Annotated in this window: 17 protein-coding genes and 2 tRNA genes; 6 read left to right on the forward strand and 13 right to left on the reverse strand. The window is 70.7% G+C overall.

The window, feature by feature from the left end:
- The first annotated feature begins 196 nt into the window (after window positions 1-196).
- Window positions 197-889, forward strand: a complete 693-nt coding sequence (locus tag AC1Q7O_RS06885) for an N-acyl amino acid synthase FeeM domain-containing protein (RefSeq protein WP_492659855.1) — start codon at window positions 197-199, stop codon at window positions 887-889.
- Here the strand turns inward: AC1Q7O_RS06885 and AC1Q7O_RS06890 are convergent.
- From AC1Q7O_RS06890 to AC1Q7O_RS06905, 4 genes are read right to left on the reverse strand one after another with little or no spacing between them, the layout of a single operon-like run.
- Entirely contained in the window at window positions 886-1,935 is a 1,050-nt protein-coding gene (locus AC1Q7O_RS06890) for a bifunctional nicotinamide-nucleotide adenylyltransferase/Nudix hydroxylase (RefSeq protein WP_492659854.1), read from the reverse strand. The genes AC1Q7O_RS06885 and AC1Q7O_RS06890 overlap by 4 nt on opposite strands.
- Window positions 1,932-3,644, reverse strand: coding sequence for an NAD+ synthase (locus tag AC1Q7O_RS06895; RefSeq protein ID WP_492659853.1), 1,713 nt, complete (start codon window positions 3,642-3,644; stop codon window positions 1,932-1,934). The genes AC1Q7O_RS06890 and AC1Q7O_RS06895 overlap by 4 nt, the downstream gene beginning before the upstream one ends.
- Window positions 3,641-4,837: a nicotinate phosphoribosyltransferase gene (gene pncB / locus AC1Q7O_RS06900; protein ID WP_492659852.1), complete on the reverse strand. Its 1,197-nt coding sequence runs from the start codon at window positions 4,835-4,837 to the stop codon at window positions 3,641-3,643. The genes AC1Q7O_RS06895 and pncB overlap by 4 nt, the downstream gene beginning before the upstream one ends.
- Window positions 4,838-4,845: 8 nt before the next feature.
- Window positions 4,846-5,688, reverse strand: a complete 843-nt coding sequence (locus AC1Q7O_RS06905; protein ID WP_492659858.1) for a cysteine hydrolase family protein — start codon at window positions 5,686-5,688, stop codon at window positions 4,846-4,848.
- A 103-nt stretch (window positions 5,689-5,791) separates the two neighbouring features.
- Here AC1Q7O_RS06905 and AC1Q7O_RS06910 point away from each other — a divergent pair, with 103 nt between their 5' ends.
- Window positions 5,792-6,481 (forward strand): NUDIX hydrolase, encoded by a 690-nt coding sequence (locus AC1Q7O_RS06910; RefSeq protein WP_394511333.1) that lies wholly within the window; start codon window positions 5,792-5,794, stop codon window positions 6,479-6,481.
- Between the two features lie 63 nt (window positions 6,482-6,544).
- On the opposite strand, the gene AC1Q7O_RS06915 is transcribed toward AC1Q7O_RS06910, so the two are convergent.
- The 6 genes from AC1Q7O_RS06915 to AC1Q7O_RS06940 form a co-directional block, all read right to left on the reverse strand.
- On the reverse strand, window positions 6,545-7,000 hold the full coding sequence (locus AC1Q7O_RS06915; RefSeq protein ID WP_492659851.1) for a hypothetical protein: 456 nt from the start codon (window positions 6,998-7,000) through the stop codon (window positions 6,545-6,547).
- Between the two features lie 129 nt (window positions 7,001-7,129).
- A tRNA-Arg gene (locus tag AC1Q7O_RS06920) sits at window positions 7,130-7,206 on the reverse strand.
- Between the two features lie 16 nt (window positions 7,207-7,222).
- Entirely contained in the window at window positions 7,223-9,202 is a 1,980-nt protein-coding gene (locus AC1Q7O_RS06925; protein WP_492659850.1) for an OPT family oligopeptide transporter, read from the reverse strand.
- Window positions 9,203-9,382: 180 nt separating this feature from the next.
- A tRNA-Pro gene (locus AC1Q7O_RS06930) sits at window positions 9,383-9,459 on the reverse strand.
- Window positions 9,460-9,474: 15 nt separating this feature from the next.
- Window positions 9,475-12,663, reverse strand: coding sequence for a UvrD-helicase domain-containing protein (locus AC1Q7O_RS06935; RefSeq protein WP_492659849.1), 3,189 nt, complete (start codon window positions 12,661-12,663; stop codon window positions 9,475-9,477).
- Between the two features lie 244 nt (window positions 12,664-12,907).
- Window positions 12,908-15,430 (reverse strand): PD-(D/E)XK nuclease family protein, encoded by a 2,523-nt coding sequence (locus tag AC1Q7O_RS06940; protein ID WP_492659848.1) that lies wholly within the window; start codon window positions 15,428-15,430, stop codon window positions 12,908-12,910.
- A gap of 153 nt (window positions 15,431-15,583) precedes the next feature.
- On the opposite strand from AC1Q7O_RS06940, the gene trxA reads away from it, so the two are divergent.
- From trxA to AC1Q7O_RS06960, 4 genes are all read left to right on the forward strand, one after another.
- Window positions 15,584-15,913 carry a thioredoxin TrxA gene (trxA, locus tag AC1Q7O_RS06945; protein WP_492659847.1) on the forward strand — a complete coding sequence of 110 codons (330 nt, stop codon included), beginning with the start codon at window positions 15,584-15,586 and terminating at the stop codon, window positions 15,911-15,913.
- A 238-nt stretch (window positions 15,914-16,151) separates the two neighbouring features.
- Entirely contained in the window at window positions 16,152-17,417 is a 1,266-nt protein-coding gene (rho, locus tag AC1Q7O_RS06950; protein WP_492659846.1) for a transcription termination factor Rho, read from the forward strand.
- Window positions 17,418-17,546: 129 nt separating this feature from the next.
- Entirely contained in the window at window positions 17,547-17,798 is a 252-nt protein-coding gene (locus AC1Q7O_RS06955; RefSeq protein WP_492659845.1) for a type B 50S ribosomal protein L31, read from the forward strand.
- 108 nt (window positions 17,799-17,906) lie between these two features.
- On the forward strand, window positions 17,907-19,547 hold the full coding sequence (locus tag AC1Q7O_RS06960) for a hypothetical protein (protein WP_492659844.1): 1,641 nt from the start codon (window positions 17,907-17,909) through the stop codon (window positions 19,545-19,547).
- 37 nt (window positions 19,548-19,584) lie between these two features.
- On the opposite strand, the gene phoR is transcribed toward AC1Q7O_RS06960, so the two are convergent.
- The 3 genes from phoR to phoU are packed head-to-tail and all read right to left on the reverse strand — an operon-like array spanning window position 19,585 to window position 22,388.
- Window positions 19,585-20,949 carry a phosphate regulon sensor histidine kinase PhoR gene (gene phoR, locus AC1Q7O_RS06965; protein ID WP_492659843.1) on the reverse strand — a complete coding sequence of 455 codons (1,365 nt, stop codon included), beginning with the start codon at window positions 20,947-20,949 and terminating at the stop codon, window positions 19,585-19,587.
- Window positions 20,950-20,965: 16 nt separating this feature from the next.
- Window positions 20,966-21,667, reverse strand: coding sequence for a phosphate regulon transcriptional regulator PhoB (gene phoB, locus AC1Q7O_RS06970; RefSeq protein ID WP_394511326.1), 702 nt, complete (start codon window positions 21,665-21,667; stop codon window positions 20,966-20,968).
- 13 nt (window positions 21,668-21,680) lie between these two features.
- Window positions 21,681-22,388, reverse strand: coding sequence for a phosphate signaling complex protein PhoU (phoU, locus tag AC1Q7O_RS06975; RefSeq protein ID WP_394511325.1), 708 nt, complete (start codon window positions 22,386-22,388; stop codon window positions 21,681-21,683).
- Between the last annotated feature and the right edge of the window lie 12 nt (window positions 22,389-22,400).

A 22,400-nucleotide genomic window follows, 5' to 3' on the forward strand; every position in this document is an offset into this window, starting at 1 on the left:
CGCCACGCTGCGGCGCAGTGCGTAGGACAAGGCCGCGTGTGGCCGCATGGGATCGCGTGCATCGCCGGGCGTGCCTGTGCGAAATGTCATGACCAATTTGCATGCGGTGTATCGGTCTGTGAGATCGCCACCATGACCCGCCTCGCGTCCCTAGACTTCGGCTCGCCCAAGCCTTGCGCCAGAAGGAAAGTCGTTGATGGTCCCGTCCCGTGAAGCACGTCACTGCCCGCAGCAGCACCCCCACGGGGAGGCGACGCTGCAACTGGACAGCGGCTTCGGCGGGCTGGACGGCGAGGCGCTGGGCCTGGTCGAGCGCCGCTACGGCGACCGCGGGCTGAACATCGGCCCGGAGCGCTACAGCTGCCGCGATCAGGACGGCGACATCGTCTGCACCGCGCGCACCGAGGGCCGCGTCGTCGGCACGCTGTCTGTGCGCTTCGACGGTGCGGGTGGGCTGCATGCCGACCTGCTGTTCGGCGCGGAGCTGGACGAGTGGCGTGCCGAAGGCCTCAAACTCTGCGAGTTCGGCGGCCTGGCCGTGGACAAGCACTCCCACGAGGCCAAGCGCGTGCTGGCGCAGATCTTCCACCTGGGCTATTTACATGCCCACCGGCGCGCCGGCTGCCACCGGCTCATCATCGAGGTGAACCCGCGTCATGTCGGTTTCTACCGGCGCTGCCTCGGCCTGGTGCCACGCACCGTGGAGCGCCACAACCCGCGCGTCAACGCGCCCGCGGTGCTGATGAGCATCGACCTCGCCGACGTGCGCGATCAGATCGCGCGCTGGGGCGGCCAGCCGGAGCTGATGGCCACGGCACGCAGCCTGTACCCGCTGGCCTGGGGCCGCGCGGCCGAGGCCACCATGCTGGCCCGGCTCGCCTACGGCTAAGCCGCCCCGCCGCCGCTCGCTCCGAGCAGGCCGAGAAATCGGTCCAGCATGTGGAAGTGGTCGTCGTAGAACTGCGACTCCATCGCCGCCAGCTCGCCCACCGGCACCCAGCGCGCCAGGGCCGCGTCGTCGGCGCCCTGCACCTCGGGCAGTTCACGGTCGCCCAGGTCGAAGTGATGGGCATGCGTGATGGTGCGGCCACGCTGGCTGCGGTCGGGGTGGTCGAACACGGCCACGCCGCGCAACGCCCGCTGCAGCACGTCGGGCAGCAGGCGCAGGCCGGTCTCCTCCTCCAGCTCGCGCACGGCCGACTGGTGCAGCGTGTCGCGCGGCTCGACGAAGCCGCCCGGCAGCGCCCACAGGCCCTGGCCGGGGTCCTTGGCGCGCTGGATCAGCAGCACATGGCCGGCGCACTGAAGCACCAGGTCTACGGTCACGAACACCGGCGCGTAGGGCGCCGCCGCCCAGGCCTGGCGATAGGCCTTCAACATGGCCCACTCGCGCCGCAGCGCGGTGAGGTACGGCAACCGTGCCCAGGCCTGCATGAAGCTGCGCGTGCCCGGCGGCACCTGGTCCACCCAGCTGGCCAGCACGCCGTCCAGGTCGTCCGGCGCGGCCTCGAACAGCGCCGCGCGCAGGCGGGTCGCGTCCACTCGGTGCTGGCGCGGCAGGCTGAGCAGCTTCCACGGCGAGAAGCGGCGCAGGTAGTCGCTGGTGGCGTCCTTGAAGTGGCCCACCAGCGTGACGTCGCCGTTGCCCACGCGCTGCTGCACGGCGTCGCGCACGGCCTGCACCCAGCGGGCCTCGTCGTAGAGGTCGCGCAGCGGCACGATCTCCACGCGCTCGCGCTCGGCGTCGGTGAGCGCCAGGCGCAGCATCTCGGCGCGCTCCGTCCAGCTGAACGGATGGCGCGGCGAGCGCGCCTGGTGGGCCGAACCCAGCAGCACGATGACGCGCGGCGCCTCGGCCAGCGCCGCGCGCAGCAGCGCGACGTGACCGTTGTGGACGGGCTGGAAACGGCCGATGAGGACGGCGGTTGAGGTCATGACAAAGCTCCCGGATAGACCGCCGCGATCGGCATCTGCCGCCCCTGGCCGAAGGCTCGGGCGCGCAGGCGGATCAACGGCGGCGCCTGGCGGCGTTTGTATTCGCTGCGCTGGATCAGGCGGGCGACGCGCTCGATGAGCGCGCGGCCCTCGGCCGTCTCGCGCAGCGCGGCCAGGCGGGCCTCGGCGGGCTCGCGTTCGCCGGCGGCCAGGCGGTGGCCCTCGACGAGCAGCTTGAGCAGGTCGTCCAGCACGGGGTATGGCGGCAGGCTGTCGCTGTCGCGCTGGCCCGGCGCCAGTTCGGCGGACGGCTCTTTCTCGATGATGGCCTGCGGGATCAGCTCGCGCCCTGCCACGTCATTGAGGTGGCGGCTCAGCGCGAAGACCTCGGTCTTGTAGAGATCGCCGATCAGTCCCAGGCCGCCGTTGGTGTCGCCGTACAGCGTGCAGTAGCCCACCGACACCTCGCTCTTGTTGCCGGTGGTCAGCAGCAGGTGGCCGTGCGCGTTGGAATACGCCATCAGGATGGTGCCGCGCACGCGGGCCTGCAGGTTCTCCAGCGTCAGGCCCTGCATCGGCGTGCCGATGCTGTCGGCGAACTGCGCCTTCAGCGCATCGACGGCACCGTGGATGGGATGGTTCAGCAGCGGGATGCCGAGGTTGCGGCACAGCGCCTCGGAGTCCGTCACCGAGCCGGCAGACGAGAAGCTGGACGGCATCGTGATGCCGACGACGTTGTCCGCGCCCAGCGCCTCGGCGGCCAGCGCCAGCGTCAGCGCGCTGTCGATGCCGCCGGAGCAGCCGACGACGGCCTGCGTGAAGCCGCAGCGGCGCGCGTAGTCGCGCAGGCCCAGCACGATCTGCGCACGGTAGAAAGCCATCGCGCTCATCCCCACCGGGTCGGGCCGCGCGGGACGGTGGCCGTCCAGCTCGACGAAGCGGCCGTCCTCGAAGCCCAGTGTGCGGACGGACTCGACGAAGCGCTCGGCCTCGAAGACGACGCCGGCCTCGGGCTCGACGGCAAAGCTGGCGCCGTCGTAGACGAGCTGGTCATGCCCGCCGACATGGTTGACGTAGAGGATGGGCAGGCCGTTGCGCCGGGCCGCCGCCGTGAACACCTGGTGGCGCTGCTCGCGTTTGCCGATGTGGCTGGGGCTGGCGTTGATGCTGACGACGAGGTCGGGCGCGGCGTCGCGCAGGCGCTCGAAAGGGTTCACGCCGTAGTCGGCACCGTCGTCGTTCCAACCGTCCTCGCAGATCAGCAGGCCCACCTGGGCCGATCCGACGCGCAGCACCTTGGCGACGTCGGGCCCGGGCTCGAAGTGGCGGCGCTCGTCGAAGATGTTGTAGGTGGGCAGCAGCTGCTTGGCATAGCGCAGCAGCAACTCGCCGCGTTGCAGCACCAGCAGGCCGTTCTCCAGCGGCTTGCCCGGGCCGTCGCGCAGCAGCGGCGCGCCGAACACCCAGGTCAGGTCGGGCAGCTCGCGCGAAGCCTGGCGCAGCGACTGCAGGCCGGCCTCGACCTGGCGCAGGAAGGCCGGTTCGTCCAGCAGGTCGCCGGGGTAGTAGCCGCTGACGGCCAGTTCGGGGAAGACGACCAGCTGCGAACCCGCCCAGGCCGCCTGCCGCGCGGCAGCCACCATGCGCTGCACATTGCCCGCCACGTCACCGACGGTGAGGTTCAGCTGGGCGAGGGTGAGCTTGATCATGACTTGATGCCGAAGACCTGGCGCAGATAGGCCAGGAAGGTCTCGTCCTCGCACAGCGTCTTGCCGGGGCTGTCGCTGAGCTTGGCCACGGGCTGGCCGTTGGCATGCGTGAGCTTCATGACGATGTTCAGCGGCGTGAGGCCCAGATCGTTGCTGAGGTGGGTGCCGATGCCGAAGCCCAGCTGCACGCGGTCGGCGAAGTGGCGGTACAGCTCGATGGCCTTCGTGACGGTGAGACCGTCGCTGAACACGAGGCGCTTGGTGTGGGTGTCGATGCGCAGCTTGGCGTAGTGGGCCAGCGCCTTCTCGCCCCACACGACCGGGTCGCCGCTGTCGTGGCGCAGGCCGTCGAACAGCTTGGCGAAGTAGAGGTCGAAGTCGGCCAGGAAGGCGTCCATGCCCACCACGTCGGTCAGCGCCGTGCCCAGGTCGCCGCGGTACTCCTGCACCCAGTCTTCCAGCGCGGCCTTCTGGTGGTCGCGCAGCCGCACGGTGCCCAGCGCCTGGTAGGTCTGCAGGTACTCGTGGGCCATCGTGCCGATGGGCACCAGGCCCAGCTCCTTGGCCAGCAGCACGTTGGAGCTGCCCTTGAAGTGCTGGGGCAGCGCATCGCGCAGCTGCCGCACCACCTCGCGCTGCCAGGGGCCCGAGAAGCGGCGGCGCAGGCCGAAGTCGAACAGGTCGAACGGGTGGCGCTGCGGGCGCGGCTCGGCGGCGAAGGCCTGCAGCGCGGCGATCTTGGCGCTGAGCCGGCGCTGGCCTTCCGCCCTCACCTCGGGCGTGTCCAGGCGGCGGAAGTACAGCTCGTTGACGATGGCCAGCACCGGGATCTCGAAGCCCATCACGTGCACCTGCGGCCCGCGGGCGACGATGTGCAGCTGCTCGCCGTCGGTGCTCACGTCGATGAACGCGCGCTGGAAGCGGAAGATGCGCAGGAAGTCGACGAAGTCGCTCTTGATGAAGCGCAGGCCCTGCATGTAGGCCAGCTCGTCCTCGCGGAAGCTCAGGGCGCACAGCGCGTCCAGCTCACGCTCGACGTCGGCCTTCAGCTCGGCCAGCGGGTAGCCGGGCCGGTTGCGGCAGACGAAGCGGTACTCGCTCTGCGTCTGCGGGTGGCGATGCAGCAGCGTCTGCCACATCGTGAACTTGTAGAGGTCGGTATCCAGCAGGCTGGTGATGACGGGGGTGTTCATGCGGTTCCTCAAATCTCCGTGCTGAGGGCCAGCTGCAGGCCGGCGGCGCGCATGGCTGCCAGGAATTCGGCCTGCTGGGCCTCGAAGCCTGCCACGGGGCTGATGCAGTCGGTCAGCAGCACCAGCTTGTCGAGCTGCCGGGACGGCAGGTGGGCGGCCAGGTGCTCCACCGTGGCGCGCACGCAGTGGCTGCCGGCCTCGCCGGCGATGAGCACGCGGTCGAAGCGGTCCAGCGCCGCCAGCAGCGCACGGTTCAGCGCCGTGCCATCGTCGGCCGGGTCGGGCACCTCGGCCTGCAGCGCGCTGTAGTGCTCGGTCCAGGGGTTCTCGCCCTTGGTGACGATCTCCACCGAACGACCGGCGCTGTCGGCCCAGGCATCCAGCGCGGCCTGCAGGCCGGCATGCACGCCGTGGCCCCAGCTGCCCATCTGGCAGTGCACGGGCCAGACCATCAGCGTGTAGCGGCCGGTGGCCTCCAGCGCGTCCAGGTAGGCCAGCACGCGGCCCAGCACGGCGGCGTCGCGCGGCCGGTAGTCGCCGGCCCGCACCTGCGCGGCCGTGATGGGCGTGAACGGCCCCGGCGCGCGGCCCGTGGCGGCGGCCACCCAGAAACCGGGGTGGGCGATGTCGATGCGGTGGTGGGAGTCCAGCGTCACGGTGATGGCGTCCAGGCCGCCACCCAGCCGCTGCACCAGTTGCGCGGCGCGCTGCAGGTCGGCGTGAGCGCCGGCCACCGGCAGCGCGGGGCGCAGCAGCTCACCGTTCACCGGCGAGCGCGGCAGCCAGTCCTCGGGCAGATCGCAGAAGTCGTTCTGCGGGTCGATCAACAGCAGATGTGTCGTCATGTGCAGGTCCTGTCGTGGTGTGGCGCCATGATAACCCGACTTAAATTAACAATGCAACTAAGTGGTTGTGAAGGATCTACCAGCCAGCCGACCGCTTATCCTCGCTTCGGTGAACGATTCAACGAACTCCCTGCCCGACCACCGGCTGATCTGCACGGTGGACATCGTGCTGCTGACGCTGCGCGCCGGGCAGCTGCAGGTGATGCTGCTCAAGCGCGACCGCGAGCCCTTCGCCGGTGCGCTGGCGCTGCCGGGCGGCTACGTGCACGCCAGCGAAGACCAGGACTGCGAGGACGCCGCGCAGCGCGTGCTGCTGAACAAGGCCGGGCTGCAGAGCCCCTACCTGGAGCAGCTGGCCAGCTTCAGCGGCCCGGCCCGCGACCCGCGTGGCTGGAGCGTGTCGGTGGCCTACATGGCGCTGGTACCGGCGCCCGAGCCCGCCCTGCCCGGCCAGCACTGGCTGCCGGTGGACCGCCTGCCGCAGCTGCCGTTCGACCACGGCCGCATCGTCGCGGCGGCCGCCGAACGCGTGCGCAACAAGAGCCAGTACTCGTCGCTGCCCGTGCACCTGTGCCCCGAGCCGTTCACGCTGCCGCAGCTGCACGGCATCTACGAGACGCTGCTGGGCGAGGCCATCAACCCGGTGAGCTTTCGCCGCAAGATGGACGAGCTCGCCATCCTCGAACCGGTGCCGGGGGCCAAGCGCGCCGAAGGCCCGCACCGGCCGGCCCAGCTGTACCGGCTGAAAGACGAGTTCCGGCAGACGCTGCGCCTCGTCGGGCGCGGGCTGAACGCCTGAGCGCCCACGAAAAACGCCCGGGCCGGCGGGCGGCGCAGGCGTTGACGCCGGGCGTGAAGAAGCTCAGCGCAACGTGTAGCCGCGGCCGTCCATGCAGGCCTCGACGGCCCGGTTGAACACGCTGCCGTCGGCCATGGCGGCCTGCTGCGTCGTCGCCCAGCGGTTGCAGTCGCGGTGGTCCATCTCCAGCTGCTCGGCGCCCTGGCCGTTGCGCGGGTAGATGACCGGCGCCGGCCGGCTGGGCGCCACGCTGACGACGGGGGCCGGCACATAGACCGTCTGCACCGGCGGCGGGGGCGGAGGCGGCGCGTAGACGACGTCCGGCGCGCGGTCCGCGCGGCTGGCCAGCGCGATCAGCGGCACGGCCAGCGCCAGGCCCAGCACCACGGCACCAGCGGACGAACCACGGTGGTGGTGGTGATGGTGGTCATAGCGGTCGTAGTAACGCGGGCCGGCGCTGGCAAGGCCTTGGCCCGCCACCAGGGCAGTCACGATCAGGGCACGGACGATGGGCTTCACGGCGGCCTCGCTGGGGGATGGAACACCGCCAACGCTACCGCAGAGCGGCCGGTTTACACAGCAGCGCCGGAAACTTGTAACGAATGAAAAACGCCCGGGTTCGCGAGAACCCGGGCGCCTGGGATGGGGTGGCCTGTCCGGAGGGACTCGAACCCCCGACCTGCTGCTTAGAAGGCAGCTGCTCTATCCAGTTGAGCTACGGACAGACAGAACACGTGATTATCAGATCAGCACGTTGATGATCGCGTTGCCGATGCCCATCAGTGCGGCGCCGGAGATCAGGCCGGCGCAGATGGGCTCCATGCCGTCGACCCAGACACGCCAGCCCTGGGTGCCCTTGGTCTTGTGCTTGCGGCCCATCAGGAAGAACACGACGGCGCCGATGAACATGGCCAGCACCGATTCCGGCGGCAGCACGACGCCCAGGCCCGTGGCCACGGCGGACAGCTGGAAGCGGCCCTTGGTCTTGATGCGCGCCACTTCCATCGCGACAGCGGCCAGCGCGGCCACGCCCATGGAGATCAGCGCCGACGTCGGCAGGCCCTTCAGGCCCTTGGCGATGATGTCGGCCACGCCCTTCCACTGCAGCGCGGCGGGCATCGCGAACTGGTCGGACACCAGCGTCGAGACGCTGCGCACGCCGTTGGCGTCGGGCGTCAGGAACAGCAGGAAGAACAGCGGCACGCAGAACAGCACGCCGGCCAGGTTGCCGATGATGTGGCCGACGGCCTGGTGGCGCGGCTTGCCGCCCAGCATGTAGCCGGGCTTGATGTCCGACAGCAGGTTGGCCGCGTTGGACGCGATCTCGCTGGTCATGCCGGCCGGCAGCAGGTTGGAGCCGGGGTTGCTGCGGTCGATGGCGCCCATCGTGAACTGCGTGATCTTGGACAGCGAGCCGGTAGGCGTCCAGGACGTCAGCGCCATGGAGTTCGTGCAGATGATGGTCAGCACGAAGATCAGCGGCAGCGACACCAGCGCCAGCCAGAACGGCACGTCGAAGAACACGTGCGTCACATAGCTGCCCAGCACGCTGAACACCGGCACGCCGATATAGCTGATCCACAGCGGCACCTCGATGTCCTTCAGCAGGTCGCTGCCGCCACCCTGGGCGGCCGGCGCCTTGCGCTTGAAGGCGCTCTTGAAGATCTCGGGCTTGGCCAGCAGGCCCACCAGCGCGCCGACGACCATCATCGTCACGCCCCACCACAGCGACCACTGGTTGACGATCTCGGCGCGGTTCAGCGGCACCAGCACGCCGTTGGCACCGAGGCGCGGCGCGATGTCGCCCGCCTGGATCATCAGCGGCGCCAGCACGACGAAGTTGATGAAGGCACCCAGGAAGCAGCTCGTCGCCACGGCGATGCCCATCAGGCCGCCGACGCCCAGCATGGCAGCGTCCAGCGTGAAGCGCAGGCCCAGCTGGCGGATGTCGGTGCCGAGGATGGTGGGGATGAGCGCCGTGGTCTTGCCGGCCCAGGCGTAGTAGTACTGGTCCAGCCGCTCATGCAGGTGCCAGGGTTCCTTCAGGCCGGCCCACTTGTCCAGCATCAGGATCTTGAACTGGATGAGCTTCATCCAGCCATCGCTGACCAGCGCCTGGTAGATGGCCGTGAAGCCGCCCACGACGCCAAGCAGCTTGGCCTTGAAGATGCCTTCGTCACCGGCGCCGTGGTACAGCGAGTCCAGCACCACGCCGCAGGCGCGGCCTTCAGGGAACGGCGCCTGGTCTTCGTTGATGAAGCGGCGCTTCAGCGGAAAGGCCAGCAGCACGCCTATGAGGGCAACGACGAAGATCCAGATCATCAGCTGCCACCACGCCGGGATGACGCCGGTGACCAGCATGTAGGCCGCCAAGCTGGAGAACAGCGGCGTGATGACGTAGCCCGCCGCCGTCGCGATGGACTGGGTGCAGTTGTTCTCGAGGATGGTGTAGTCCTGCGCGAAGCCGCTGGCATGCAGCGCACGGAACAGCGCGAACGCGAGGATCACCGAGGTCAGGCCCACGCCGATGGCGATGCCGGTCTTGGCGCCGATGTACAGCCCCGTGGCCGACAGGATGCCGCCCAGCAGGAAGCCGGTGAAGCCCGAGCGCAGCGTCAGCTGGGCCATGTCGCCGCGGAAGATGTTCTTGAACCACCACTCGTCCTTTTGGGCGCGGGTCCAGGTGGCGATCTGCTCGTCGGTCAGGTGTTGGAGTGCCATGGGATCTCGGGCGCGGCTCGTGGCCTTGCCGGGGGTTGCAGCAATGCGGCGGATTGTCATGGCCGACCGTTCGGTCGGACTTTGGGGGATGCCCCAGGAGCGAGGCCCCGTGGATGCGGGGCTTCTAAAAAGACAAACCCGCCGGTGGCACAAGGCCAGCGGCGGGTTGTTGAAAAGGTTTGGTCGGGGCGGCGGGATTCGAACTCGCGACCCTCTGCTCCCAAAGCAGATGCGCTACCAGGCTGCGCTACGCCCCGATCAAGCCCATGATTCTAGCTGACAGAAATGACCCGCCCCTCGCCGCTGATCAAAGCAGCCTTCACGGGCTCTCCGGGCTGCAGTGCCTGCACCGCCGCCACGTAGCCGCGCAGCTGCTCGTGATAGGCCTGCTGGGCCTCGGGCGTCAGGCCCAGCTTGTAGTCCAGCACCCACCAGCAGCCATCGCGGCGCTGCACGAGGCGGTCGATGCGCCCTTCCCCGCCCGGCAGCGTGACAGCCACCTCGTTGCCGGCCCACAGCAGCTCGGCCGGGTCGAAGAACGGCCCGGCCTCGGCGCTGGCGAGGATGGCGCGCACCGCGGCCTCCAGCTGCTTGCGCCCGGCCGCGTCCAGCCCGAAGGCCTGGCTGCTGCCGGCCAGCAGCACGGCCAGCGGCTGCGTCTGCCCCGGCTGGCTGACCCACTCCAGCGCGCGGTGCAGCGCCTCGCCCACCTGCGCCGCGCGGGCGTTGTCGGCCGCACGTTCCTGCAGCGGCACGCGCTGGCCCTGCCAGGCCGGCAGCGGCCACCAGCGCAGCGCCGGCGCCTCGCCCGCGGCCTCGTCCTGCAGCGGCAGAGGCCAGGGCTGGCCCAGCGGCGAGAGGCGCGCCCACCAGCTGGCCTGCGGCCGCTTGGCCGGCGTGCGGCTGACGATCAGCGTGCGGCGCGCCCGCGTCAGCGCCACGTAGAGCGCGTTGAACTCCTCGCGCTCGCGGGCGGCCTGCTCCTGCGCGACCAGCCCGGCCAGCGACGGCGGCGGCTTGGCCTCGGAGCCGAAGAAGGCCGCCTGCTGCGGCGCCGGCTGGTCCACCGGCCAGTCCAGCAACAGGCCGTAGGTCTCGGCCTTCGGCGGCGCGGCATCGGTGTCCAGCAGCAGCACGACCTCGGCCTCCAGCCCCTTGGCGCCGTGGATGGTCAGCAACTGCACGCCCACCCCGCCCGCGGTTGCGGCCCAGGTCAGCGGCCGGCTGCGCAGCGCGCGCACGAAGCCGTAGAGCTGCGCGTAGCGGCCACCGTCCAGGTCCAGCGCGGCGCGCAGCAGCGCCTGCACGCTCTGCACGCGGGCCGCCGCCTCGGTGGGCGGGCTGGCGGCCAGCACGCGCGGCAGCAGCTCGCCCTCGTGGACGATGCGGTCCAGCAGCTCGTGCGGCGTGCTGAGCGCGGCGGCCTCGCGCCAGCCGGCCAGCAGGCCACAGGCGCGGGCCAGTGCCGGGCTGGGGTCGGCCAGCGTCTGCACCGCTGCCCACCAGGGCTGCGGCTGTTCGGCCGCGGGCGCGTCCAGATAGGCGACGCGGCCGGCCGCGCGGGCGATGCGCAGCAGCTCGTCGTCGACGATGCCGAAGAGCGGGCTGGCCAGCGCCTGGGCCAGCGAATGGTCGTGGCCGGGCGACGCCAGCACGTCCAGCAGCGCCAGCAGGTCGCGCACGGCCGGCGCGTCGGCCAGCGGCGTTTCCTCCGGCGCGGCATGCGGGATGCCGGCCGTCGTCAGCGCGACGCTGAGCTGACGCAGCGGCTCGCGCTTGCGCGCCAGCACGAAGATGTCCTCCGGCCCCAGGTCGGGCCGCGCCGCCAGCAGGCCGGCGATGCACGCGGCCACGCGCCGCGCCTCGGCGGCACGGCGTTCGAACTCGGGCTCGTGGCGCGGCTCGGTCAGGCTGGGGCGCCAGGCCAGCGGGTCGGTCTCGCGCTCGGCCTTCTCGCCGGGCGGGCCGTCCAGCAGCCACAGGCCCGCCAGCGCGTCCGTGCCCGGCGCGCCCTCGGTGGTGTGCGGGCGAAAGCCGTCCAGCACGCCGTCCAGCGCACCATTCACCGCGGCCAGCACCTCGGGCGCGTTGCGCCGCGTGTGGTCGCAGGCCAGGCTGACACCGCCCAGGCCGCCCAGCACGAACTCGCGCGCGGCGATGAACACGCGCGGCTCGGCACGGCGGAAGCGGTAGATGCTCTGCTTGGGGTCGCCGACGATGAAGACGCTGATCTGCGCGCCGCCGCCCGCGCCGGCATAGGCCTGCAGCCAGCCGTGCAGCGCCTGCCACTGCAGCGGGCTGGTGTCCTGAAACTCGTCGATGAGCAGATGGCGCACCTGCGCATCCAGCCGCTGCTGCACCCACCCGGCCAGCTCTGGCCGGGCCAGCAGCGCCAGCGCGCCGCGCTCCAGGTCGTTCATGTCGACGAGGCCGCGGCCGCGCTTGAGCGCGTCGAACTCCGCCACCAGCACACGGGCCAGCCGCGTCATGCGGGCATGCTGCTCGGCAGCGGCCAGTTGGTCGAAGTCGGCGCGCAGGCTTTCGAGCTCGACGAGCGCGGCGCGCAGCGACGGCAGCGCATCGCTGGCCTTGTCCAGCTTGCGCGGCGTGCCGGCCGCGGTGAACAGCGCGGCCCAGACCTCGTCGAAGCTGCCCGCGTCCACCAGTGCCGCCGCGGCCGTCTGGGCCTTGGCGCCGCCCTGCCCCAGCTCGCGGGCCACGGTCACCAGCGACGGCGCCAGCAGTTCGAAGCGCTCGGCCGGGTCGTGCCGGGGCGGCAGCAGGCTGGCTTCCAGCACGCCGGTCGCATCGGCCAGCCCCAGTTCCACGCGCTTGGAAAAAGCGGCCAGCAACCACTCGCGCAGGTTGTGCCGGCCGCGCGCCAGCGTCAGCGCCTGGAAGTCGGCCAGCAGCTCCGCGTCGCTCAGCACGACGCCATGGAAGCGCCGCCACAGCGGCGGCATCAGCTCGGCCTCGTCCTCGATGAGCTGCAGCTCCGGCGAGATGCCCAGCTCGGCCAGCAGGCTCATCGGCGCCGCGCGCAGCAGCTGCGAGAACCAGCCGTGGAAGGTGCGCACCTCCACGCCGCGACCGCCGCGCAGCAGCTCGCCGTGCAGCTGGGCCAGCCGCGGCCGCAGTCGCGCGGACTCGGCGGCATCAAGGCCGCGGTCGATCAGCGCCTGGCGCTGCGTTGCCTCGTCGGCGGCCGCAAAGCCGGCCAGCCATTCGGACAGCCGCTCGCGCATCTCGCCAGCGGCCTTGCGCGTGAACGTGATGGCGACGATCTGCTGCGGCTCTGCGCCGGCCAGCAGCGCACGCAGGATGCGCGACACCAGCATCCACGTCTTGCCGGCACCGGCGCAGGCTTCGACGATGCTGCTGCGCGCCGGGTCGCAGGCGATGGCATAGAAACGCTCGCGGGGGATCAGCCGGCCGTCGGCGTAGTAGGCGAAGGTGCTCATATCAGTTGTTCATCCGGCTTCGCATTCACGGGCCGAGCGCCGGGCCGCTCCCAAGCCGGCCCGTCCTGGCGATGTGCTTGCGGCTCAATGCCGCAAGCATCGCCGTCCCCGCGGGGGCTGAGGCCGGACACAAGGCGTCCGGTGGACGCCTTGTGCCTGCCGAAGCGTTGCGGCGCAAGCCGCAACGCGGTCCCAGACCAGACTCGCTCGCGTTCAGCGACGCGAGGATGGGCGAGGGGCACCGTCATGCCCAGTCATCCTTGCGGCACAGGCCGCGGGCTTCGCAGTAGTCGCAGACGCGGCCCTCGCCCAGTGCCGGCAGCGCGGCACCGCCCAGCACCGCGGCCAGGTCGGCCTGCAGGCCATCGCGCAGCACCAGCGCCGTGTCGCTGACGGCCTCGTGCGGCACCAGCTTCAGCGCGTCGGGCTCGTCCAGCGCCAGGTAGGCGGCCTGCAGCGCCGGGTCGGCGCCCATCAGCAGCGCGTAGACGGCCAGCTGCGTGTCTTCCAGCGGCGCCTTCAGCTTGTCCCGCAGCTCCGCGGCCTTGCCGGTCTTGTAGTCCAGCAGCAGCGTGCCTGCCGGCGTCGTGTCGATACGGTCGAGGCGGCCCTGCAGCGTCAGCCCGGCCAGCGGGCCGTCGAAGGGCTGGCAGCGCTTGTCCACTTCGCCGGCCTCGAAGCGCTGGCCCGCGCCCTCGGTCTCAGACAGCCAGCTGACGTAGCGCGGCAGCACACGCTCGAAGGCGGCGCGGTAGGGCAGGAAGTCGGCCGCGTCCAGGCGCTCGCCCTCGATGTCGGCCGCGGCGCGCAAATCAGCCAGATCGTCGCCGCTGCGGTGGTCGTGAAAGCGCTTCAGCACGTCGTGCAGCCAGGTGCCGTAGTCGCGCTTGTCCAGTTCCACCTCCAGCTCGTCGGGCTCGCGCAGGCCCAGCAGGCTGCGGCTGAAGAACTGGTAGGGGCAGTTGCGCAGCGCCTCGATGCTGCTGGCGCTCAACGCGGCCGGCAGGCAGGCCGGGACGGCAGCACGGCGCGACGCCGGCGTGTGGGCCAGCGCGGCCGCCGCGCGCTCGTCCTGCCAGGCCGGCAGCGCGTGGCCCCAGGCCGCCTCCAGACGCTCCAGCAGCGGGCTGGGCGGCAGCGGCTCGGCACCGGCATGGCTGCAGCGCAGCAGCGTGACGGCCGGCAGCCGCAGCAGCTGCGCGAACGCCCAGGCCTGCGCCTCGCGCTGCGCGGCCAGGTGCGGCAGGCCCAGCGCCTGCGCGTCGGCATCCGACAGCACGCCGTTGCGCGGTGGCGAGGCAGCCAGCGTCGCCGCGTCCACGCCGGGCAGCACGGCGGCGCCGAAGGGCCGCAGCAGCGCGCGCGCCATCGGCGTGATGCTGACCGCTGCCTGCGCGTCCTCCTGCGGGCTGAACTGCGCGCCTTCCAGCGTCGCGTCCACCCAGGCGAGGAACTCGTCGGGCCGCAGCTTCGTCGCGCCGATGACCTGCTCGTGCGCGCTGCCCTCCCAGGGGTTGCGGCTGATCCACAGCGCGTTCAGCAGCTCCTCGCCGCCCTCCACGCCCGTCAGCGGCCCCAGGCGGCGCAGCACGCGGCCCAGGTCGGCCAGCCAGCCGCCCAGCTTGCGCGCGCCGCCGGCCAGCGGCGCCGCGGCCTCGCGGGCTTCGCGCCACAGCGGCAGGCCCAGCGCGTCCAGCGGGCCGGTGGAGCGCCAGCCCTTGCGGCGGCACAGCGCCTCCAGCTCGCGCAGCGCGGCGACGTCCCAGACGGCGCCCAGCGGCGACTTCAGCCAGGCCAACCAGTCGTCCAGCGTCGGCTGGGCCAGCATCGCGCGCAGCAGCGCCATCAGCGCCGCGGCGGCCGGCGTCGTCGCCAACGTCCAGCCGGTCTCGTCCTGCACCGGCACGCGCTGGCGCATCAGCAGCGTGCGCACGCGGCGCACGACAACGCGGTCCTGCGCCAGCAGCGCCACCGGCGCGCGGCCGGCGTTGAGGTGCTGCAGCACAGCCGTGGCGGCCTGTTCGGCCAGCGTCTCGAAGTCGGCACTGGCAGCCAGGCGCAGGTCCACGCCGGTCGCCGAGGCGGTGTCCAGGTCCACGTCGGCCTGCAGGCACAGCGAGGGCTGCCCCTGGCTCAGCAGCGCCTGCGCCAGCGGGTCGGGCCCGCCCACCTGCAGCACCAGCCAGGCGCCGGGGTGCCGCAGGAACAGCGCATCGGTGGCGGGCCGGCGGTCATCGGCCTCCACCCACGCCACGGCGACGAGGCCCAGCGCCCGCTCCAGGTCGCCCGGGCCGCCGGCCTGCAGCTGCAGCCGCTCGCGCGCGGTGTCGAAAAAGCCGGCGCGCGCTTCGGGCGGCCGCTGCGCCACGCCCCGGGCCAGCGCATGGGCCGTCTCGACGAGCCGCGCGCGGGCGGCCACGTACGCCTTCTCGTCACGCGCGCGCAGCGCCTGCGCCCAGCTCTGCTCGACCAGCAGCTCCTCGGCAGTGAAGGCGTCGATGGCGGCGTCCTGGCTGATCTGTCCCGGCGCGGCCAGCCGGCTGGGGCCCAGCGACGAGGCCAGGCTGTTGGTGGTCGTGATCAGCGGCGCCCAGCCGCCGCGCGCCGCGAACGCACGCCGCGCGGGCCCGATCTGCTGCGCAAACGGCAGCAGCAGCACGGCGTCGCGCAGCGGCACGCGCTGCGCGTCCAGCCAGTCGGCGCAGCTGGCGGCCACCCGGCGCCAGAAACCGGCAATGTCTTCCCCGGGCACCAGACCCAGATTCATGGCTTGCAATGAGCCCTCCTGCCCTCAAGTCCGCCACTGCTGCGGTCACCCCGCTGACCGTCTGGGCAAAAGTGGCGATGTCATAATCATTTTTGCCTATTCGGACGGCGCAACGCGGCGACCGTCACCCCTTTGAGGCCAAGGAACCCTCCCATGAGCAGCGAATTGATCAAGCATGTTTCCGACGCGTCGTTCGACGCCGACGTCATCCAGTCCGGCAAGCCGGTGCTGGTGGACTACTGGGCCGAATGGTGCGGCCCCTGCAAGATGATCGCGCCCATCCTGGACGAGGTCGCCAGCGGCTACGGCGACAAGCTGCAGGTCGCCAAGATGAACGTGGACGAGAACCGTGAAGTGCCGGCCAAGTTCGGCATCCGCGGCATCCCGACGCTGATGCTGTTCAAGGACGGCCAGCTCGCCGCCACCAAGGTCGGTGCCTTGTCCAAGGCCCAGTTGACCGCCTTCCTCGACGCGAACCTATAATCGCGCCAACTGCTGCGGTGTTCCCGGCGCCCACGGCGCCACGCCGCAGCAGCCAAAGCCAACACGCCCCGGGCTCTGAACAGGAGTCCAGCCAGCGTGGCCTCGGCTCCCCCTCCCCCACTCCTGAATCCGCTTCGCTCGCTGTTTGAGCGTTGGCCCTTCCGGTCCTTTCCTGGGGCAGCCGTGGAATCGCCGTTGCGCCTGGGCTGGCGCTGCGGCCCCTGACGGGTATCCACCCATGCATCTTTCCGAACTGAAAGCGCTTCACGTCTCCGCCCTCATCAAGATGGGCGAGGAGCTGGAGATCGACAACGTCACCCGCCTGCGCAAGCAGGAGCTGATGTTCGCCATCATGAAGAAGCGCGCCAAGGCTGGCGAGCAGGTCTTCGGCGATGGCGTCCTCGAGGTGCTGCCGGACGGCTTCGGCTTCCTGCGCTCCATCGAGGCCAGCTACATGGCGTCGACCGACGACATCTACCTGTCGCCCAGCCAGATCCGCCGCTTCAACCTGCACACCGGTGACCTGGTGGAAGGCGAGGTGCGCGTGCCCAAGGACGGCGAGCGCTACTTCGCGCTCGTGAAGGTCGACCGCGTGAACGGCCAGACGCCCGAGGAGAGCAAGAACAAGATCATGTTCGAGAACCTGACGCCCTTGTTCCCCAAGGAGCAGTTCAAGCTCGAGCGTGAAGGCTACAAGGGCGAGGAGAACATCACCGGTCGCATCATCGACCTGACGTCTCCCATCGGCAAAGGCCAGCGCGCGCTGATCGTCGCCCAGCCCAAGACCGGCAAGACCGAGATGATGAAGAGCATCGCGCACGCGATGGTCGCCAACCACCCGGACTGCCACCTCATCGTGCTGCTCGTCGACGAGCGCCCCGAGGAAGTGACCGAAATGCTGCGCACCGTGCGCGGCGAGGTCATCAGCTCCACCTTCGACGAGCCCGCCGCCCGCCATGTGCAGGTCGCGGAAATGGTCATCGAGCGCGCCAAGCGCCTGGTGGAGCTGAAGAAGGACGTGGTCATCCTGCTGGACTCGATCACCCGCCTGGCCCGCGCGTACAACAACGTGCTGCCCAGCTCCGGCAAGGTGCTGACCGGTGGTGTGGACGCCAACGCGCTGCAGCGCCCCAAGCGCTTCTTCGGCGCCGCGCGCAACATCGAGGAAGGCGGCTCGCTGACCATCATCGGCACGGCGCTCATCGACACCGGCTCCAAGATGGACGAGGTGATCTACGAAGAGTTCAAGGGCACCGGCAACTGCGAAATCCATCTGGATCGCCGCATGGCCGAGAAGCGCGTCTACCCGTCCATCCTGATCAACAAGTCCGGCACGCGCCGTGAAGAGCTGCTGCTGAAGCCGGAAATCCTGCAAAAGAGCTGGATCCTGCGCAAGCTGCTCTACAACATGGACGAGATCGAGGCGATGGAGTTCATCCTCGACAAGATGAAGGCGTCGAAGAACAACCTGGACTTCTTCGACATGATGCGGCGCGGCGGCTGACCTTCCAGCCGAAACTAGCCAAACTGCAGGGAAGCCGGCTACAATCGCCGGTTTTCCGCCCTGACACCCCGGAAAGTGCGTCCACCGATGTCGGTCGACGTGGCTCCCGACCTAAGCCAAGAGGTTCCCATGAAAGAAGGCATTCACCCCAACTACCGCGACGTCGTCTTCGTCGACCTGTCCAATGGCTTCCAGTTCGTGACGCGCTCGACCGTCCAGACCAAGGAAACCATCGAACTCGACGGCAAGACCATGCCGCTGGTGAAGCTGGAAACCACCAGCGAAACGCACCCCTTCTACACGGGCACGCAGAAGAGCGTGGACAGCCTGGGCGGCCGCGTCGAGAAGTTCCGCAACAAGTTCGCGCACCTCAAGAAGTAATCCGTCGACGCGGTGCCTGCACCGCTTCAGGACGCAAGGGCAGCTTTGGCTGCCCTTTGTCATTTCTGCGGCATCATGCCGCCGGCCGATCCGATTGAAGCTGCACGAGTGAACCTTCCCACCCCCGCCATCGTTGCCGAGCGCGGCGTCGAGCGCCTGCCGCGGCTGGCGCTGATGCTGCTGTGCGCGGCCTACCTGCTGCCCGGCATCTTCGGCCGCGAGCCGTGGCGCAATGCGGACCTGACGGCGTTCGGCTTCATGGCCAGCATCGCGCAGGGCCATGCCCCCTGGTGGCAGCCGGCCATCGCGGGCATTCCCGCCGAGGGGGGCCCGCTGCCCTACTGGCTGGGTGCGCTGGCAATCAAGGCCCTGCCCTTCCTGGACGCGCCCACGGCCGCCCGGCTGCCCTACGCGCTGGTGCTGGCGGGCGTGTTCGTCGCGGTCTGGTACGCCTGCTTCCACCTGGCGCGCACCGACGCGGCCCAGCCGGTGGCGTTCGCCTTCGGCGGCGAGGCGCAGGCGGTGGACTACGCCCGCGCGCTGGCCGACGGCGCGCTGCTGGCGCTGATGGCGTCGCTGGGCCTGCTGCAACTGGGACACGAGACGTCGCCGGAGCTGCTGCAGTTGCTGGCGGTATCGGTCTATCTCTACGGGCTGGCGGCGGCGCCGTTCCGCCGCTGGCAGTCTCGCGTGGCTGTGCTGACCGCACTGCCCGTGCTGGCCGCCAGCGACGCGCCGACGGTGGCCTGCGCCCTGGGCCTGCTGGGGCTGCTGCTGAACCACCGCTCCAGCTACGAAGAGGCCAAGCGCCAGCGCGTGTGGCTGCTGGCCGCGCTGACGCTGACCGTGCTGGCCGCCTGGGCGTTCAACGGCTGGGCCTGGCGCATGCGGCCGGACACCGACGTCGCGTCGCTGCTCAGCCTGCTGGCCTGGTTCTGCTGGCCGGCCGGGCCGCTGGCGCTGTGGACGCTGTGGCGCTGGCGCCGCCACGGCCTGCGCCGTCACATCACGGTGCCGGCCATCGCGCTGCTGGTGCCGCTGCTGGCCTGCATCACGATGAACGGCTCCGAGCGCGCGCTGCTGCTGGCGCTGCCGTCGCTGGCCATCCTGGCAGCGTTCGCGCTGCCGACGCTGAGCCGCGGCTTCGCGGCTGCGGTGGACTGGTTCTCGGTGTTCTTCTTCAGCGCGGCGGCGCTGTTCTTCTGGCTGTACTACCTGTCCATGCACACCGGCTGGCCGGCCCGGCCGCTGGCCAACCTGCGCCGGCTGGCCGAGGGCTTCGAGCCGCGCTTCAGCGTGCTGGCGTTGCTGTTCGCGCTGGCGGCCACGGTCGCCTGGCTGGCGCTGGTGCGCTGGCGCACGGCCCGCCACCGCCACGCGCTGTGGAAGAGCCTGGCGCTGCCGGCCGGCGGCGTCGCGCTGGGTTGGCTGCTGGTGATGAGCCTGCTGCTGCCGCCGCTGGACTACGCCCGCAGCCTGGCGCCGCTGGTGGCGCGGCTGAAGGCCCGCATGCCGGCCGACGCCACCTGCCTGGCCGCACCGGGCCAGGGCCTGCCGACGCTGGCCGCGCTGGAATGGCACGGCGGCTGGCGGGTGGAGGGGCGCGCCTCGCTGGCACGCACGGCCTGCAGCCATGCTGTCATCGCCGCCGGCCAGGCCGTGCCCCAGGGCTGGTTGGCCGTGGCGCAGGTGAAGCGCCCGACGGACCGCAGCGGCAGCGCGGGGCTGGTGCTGCTGAAGCGCGATTGATTCGGGCCTGCGGCGCGAGTGAGGCGCAGCGCTGCGGTCAGTGCTCTGACAGTGCGGCGTTGAACGCCGCCTCGTCGCCCAGCGCGGAATCGCTGGCCTGGCGCACGCGCGCCGCCGGGAAGACCAGGCGGAAGCGCGAGCCCTTGCCGACCTCGCTCTGCACCATCAGCTCGCCGCCATGGCGCTGCATGACGTGCTTGACGATGGACAGCCCCAGCCCGGTGCCGCCGGTCTCGCGCGAGCGGCTGCCGTCCACGCGGTAGAAGCGCTCGGTCAGGCGCGGAATGTGCTCGCGCGCGATGCCCGGGCCCGTGTCGACGACGGCCAGCTCGCCGCTGGCGTCTTCCAGCAGCCGCCAAGTCACCTCCACCTCGCCGCCGTCGGGCGTGTAGCGCACGGCGTTGGTGACGAGGTTGGCGATGGCGCTGAGCAGTTCGCTCTCGATACCCGCCAGTTCGACGTTCGTCGCCGGCTTGAGGCGCAGGCCATGCCGGCCGGCGGACAGCGCCTCGGCATCGGCCGCGATGCGTTGCAGCAGGCCGTCCAGGCCCACCCAGCGGTCGGGCGCCGGCCGCGGGCTGCCTTCCAGCTGCGACAGCGCCAGCAGGTCGGCCACCAGCGTCTGCATGCGCTGGGTCTGCTGCGTCATCAGCACCAGCACGCGCTCGCGCTCCACCGGGGTGAGCGGCAGCGAATGCATGGTCTCGATGAAGCCGGACAGCACGGTCAGCGGCGTGCGGATCTCGTGCGACACGTTGGCGACGAAGTCGCGCCGCATGGCCTCGTTGCGCAACCGCTCGGTGATGTCCAGCGACAGCACCAGCCGCATGCCCTCGCCGTACTCGCGCACGACGATGGACAGCGTGCCGGGGCCGCGGCCGTTGCCCAGCACCAACGGCTCGGCATAGCGGCCGGCCTGCAGGTGGGCGACGAAGGCCGGCGCGCGCACGAGGTTGGTGATGCGCTGGCGCAGGTCACGCTGCGGGTCCAGCGAGAAATGGTCGGCCGCGACGCGGTTGCACCAGACGATCTGCTCCTGTGCGTCCAGCATCAGCACGCCGTTGGGCGAGGCCTCGATGGCGGACAGGAACTGCTCCAGCTCCAGCTGCCCGCGCGTGACGGCGCGGTCGCGGTCGCGCACGGCGCGCTCGATGCGGTAGCCCACCTCGCCCCACAGCCCCGTGTCGCGCGGTGCGTTCTCGAACTGGTTGCCGCGCAGCCAGCTCAGCAGCCGGTGGCCGCGGACGGCGTCCACCAGCATCATCAGCACGACGCCGCTGACGACGCCAACGCCCAGGCCCAGGCTGTCGACGCCGGTGGCCTTGCGGACCGCGACGCCGATGGCGAAACCCAGCAGCGCGGCCACCAGGGCCATCAACAATCGCGGCAACAACCAGGTCATGTACGGCGGGTGAAGCTCAAGCGGACAGCGCGCTGCTCTGCTGGGTGAGTCGGTAGCCCGCGCCGCGCACGGTCTCGATCATGCGGGCGCACTGCACGCGCTCCAGCGCCTCGCGCAGCCGCTTGACGTGGACGTCGATGGTGCGCTCCTCGATGAAGACGTGGTCGCCCCAGACGCGGTCCAGCAGCTGCGAGCGGCTGTGCACACGCTCGGGGTGCGTCATGAGGAAATGCAGCAGGCGGAACTCGGTCGGGCCCAGCTTGACCTCGGTGCCGTCGCGGCTGACGCGGCGCGTGCCCGGGTCCAGCAGCAGCGGGCCCACCTCGACCGCGCTGTCCAGCGCCTCGGGCGCCTTGCGGCGCAGCACGGCGCGGATGCGGGCCAGCAGTTCGTTGGTGGAGAACGGCTTGGTGACGTAGTCGTCGGCACCAGCGTCCAGGCCGGCGATCTTGTCGCCCTCCTCGGCGCGCGCCGTCAGCATGATGACGGGCAGCTCCTTGGTGCGGGCGGCGCCGCGCCACTGGCGGGCCAGTGCCACGCCCGACTGGCCGGGCAGCATCCAGTCCAGCACGACGAGGTCGGGCAGCACACGGTCCACCTCGTACTGCGCCTGCGTGGCGCTGCCGGCGATGGTGACCTCGAAGCCAGCGTGGCGCAGGTTGATGGAGATCAGCTCGGCAATCGCCGATTCGTCTTCCACCACAAGGATTCGACTCATTCGTTCGCTCCCTTCAACGGACCATGGTCTCAACAGCCTCGGGCGTGTTGTGACGGACGTCCTGGCCCTTGACGACGTAGATGACGACTTCGGCCAGGTTCTTGGCGTGGTCGCCCACGCGCTCGATGGCCTTGGCGACGAACACCAGGTCGATGGACGACGAGATGGTGCGCGGGTCTTCCATCATGTAGGTGATGAGCTTGCGCAGCAGACCGTCGAACTCCTTGTCGATCTCGTCGTCGTGCTTGAGCACGTCCAGCGCGCGCTCAACGTCCAGGCGGGCAAAGGCGTCCAGCGCCTTGCGCAGCTGGGCTGTGGCCAGCTCGGCCTCGTAGGCCAGGTCGGACATCGGCACGCGCAGGCGGCTGGAGACGCCGCCCGACACCAGGCGCTGCACCGTGCGGGCGATGCGTGCGGCTTCGTCGCCGACGCGCTCGAGGTTGGCGATGCTCTTGCTGATCGCGATCAGCAGGCGCAGGTCGCGGGCCGTGGGCTGGCGGCGGGCAATGATGGTGGAGAGATCGCGATCGATCTCGATTTCCATCGAGTTCACGCGGCCTTCGCGGGACAGCACTTCGTCGGCGGATTCGGCGCTGAAATCGCCCAGCGCCTGCACGGCCTGCGCGACCTGGGCCTCGACGAGGCCGCCCATTTCGAGCACGCGGGTGGAGATGCCGCTGAGCTCGGCGTCGAACTGGGTGGAGAGATGTTTGTCGACCATTCTTGGCTCCCG

Source organism: Roseateles sp. GW823-FHT07B05, from assembly GCF_058794515.1.

Bases quoted from the DNA above. Each gene is read 5' to 3' on its own strand.
- AC1Q7O_RS06935 (WP_492659849.1), bottom strand. From the start codon at position 12,663: ATGAGCACCTTCGCCTACTACGCCGACGGCCGGCTGATCCCCCGCGAG.
- trxA (WP_492659847.1), top strand. From the start codon at position 15,584: ATGAGCAGCGAATTGATCAAGCATGTTTCCGACGCGTCGTTCGACGCC.
- AC1Q7O_RS06940 (WP_492659848.1), bottom strand. From the start codon at position 15,430: ATGAATCTGGGTCTGGTGCCCGGGGAAGACATTGCCGGTTTCTGGCGC.
- pncB (WP_492659852.1), bottom strand. From the start codon at position 4,837: ATGAACACCCCCGTCATCACCAGCCTGCTGGATACCGACCTCTACAAG.
- phoR (WP_492659843.1), bottom strand. From the start codon at position 20,949: ATGACCTGGTTGTTGCCGCGATTGTTGATGGCCCTGGTGGCCGCGCTG.
- AC1Q7O_RS06955 (WP_492659845.1), top strand. From the start codon at position 17,547: ATGAAAGAAGGCATTCACCCCAACTACCGCGACGTCGTCTTCGTCGAC.
- rho (WP_492659846.1), top strand. From the start codon at position 16,152: ATGCATCTTTCCGAACTGAAAGCGCTTCACGTCTCCGCCCTCATCAAG.
- AC1Q7O_RS06890 (WP_492659854.1), bottom strand. From the start codon at position 1,935: ATGACCTCAACCGCCGTCCTCATCGGCCGTTTCCAGCCCGTCCACAAC.
- phoB (WP_394511326.1), bottom strand. From the start codon at position 21,667: ATGAGTCGAATCCTTGTGGTGGAAGACGAATCGGCGATTGCCGAGCTG.
- AC1Q7O_RS06925 (WP_492659850.1), bottom strand. From the start codon at position 9,202: ATGGCACTCCAACACCTGACCGACGAGCAGATCGCCACCTGGACCCGC.
- phoU (WP_394511325.1), bottom strand. From the start codon at position 22,388: ATGGTCGACAAACATCTCTCCACCCAGTTCGACGCCGAGCTCAGCGGC.
- AC1Q7O_RS06885 (WP_492659855.1), top strand. From the start codon at position 197: ATGGTCCCGTCCCGTGAAGCACGTCACTGCCCGCAGCAGCACCCCCAC.
- AC1Q7O_RS06895 (WP_492659853.1), bottom strand. From the start codon at position 3,644: ATGATCAAGCTCACCCTCGCCCAGCTGAACCTCACCGTCGGTGACGTG.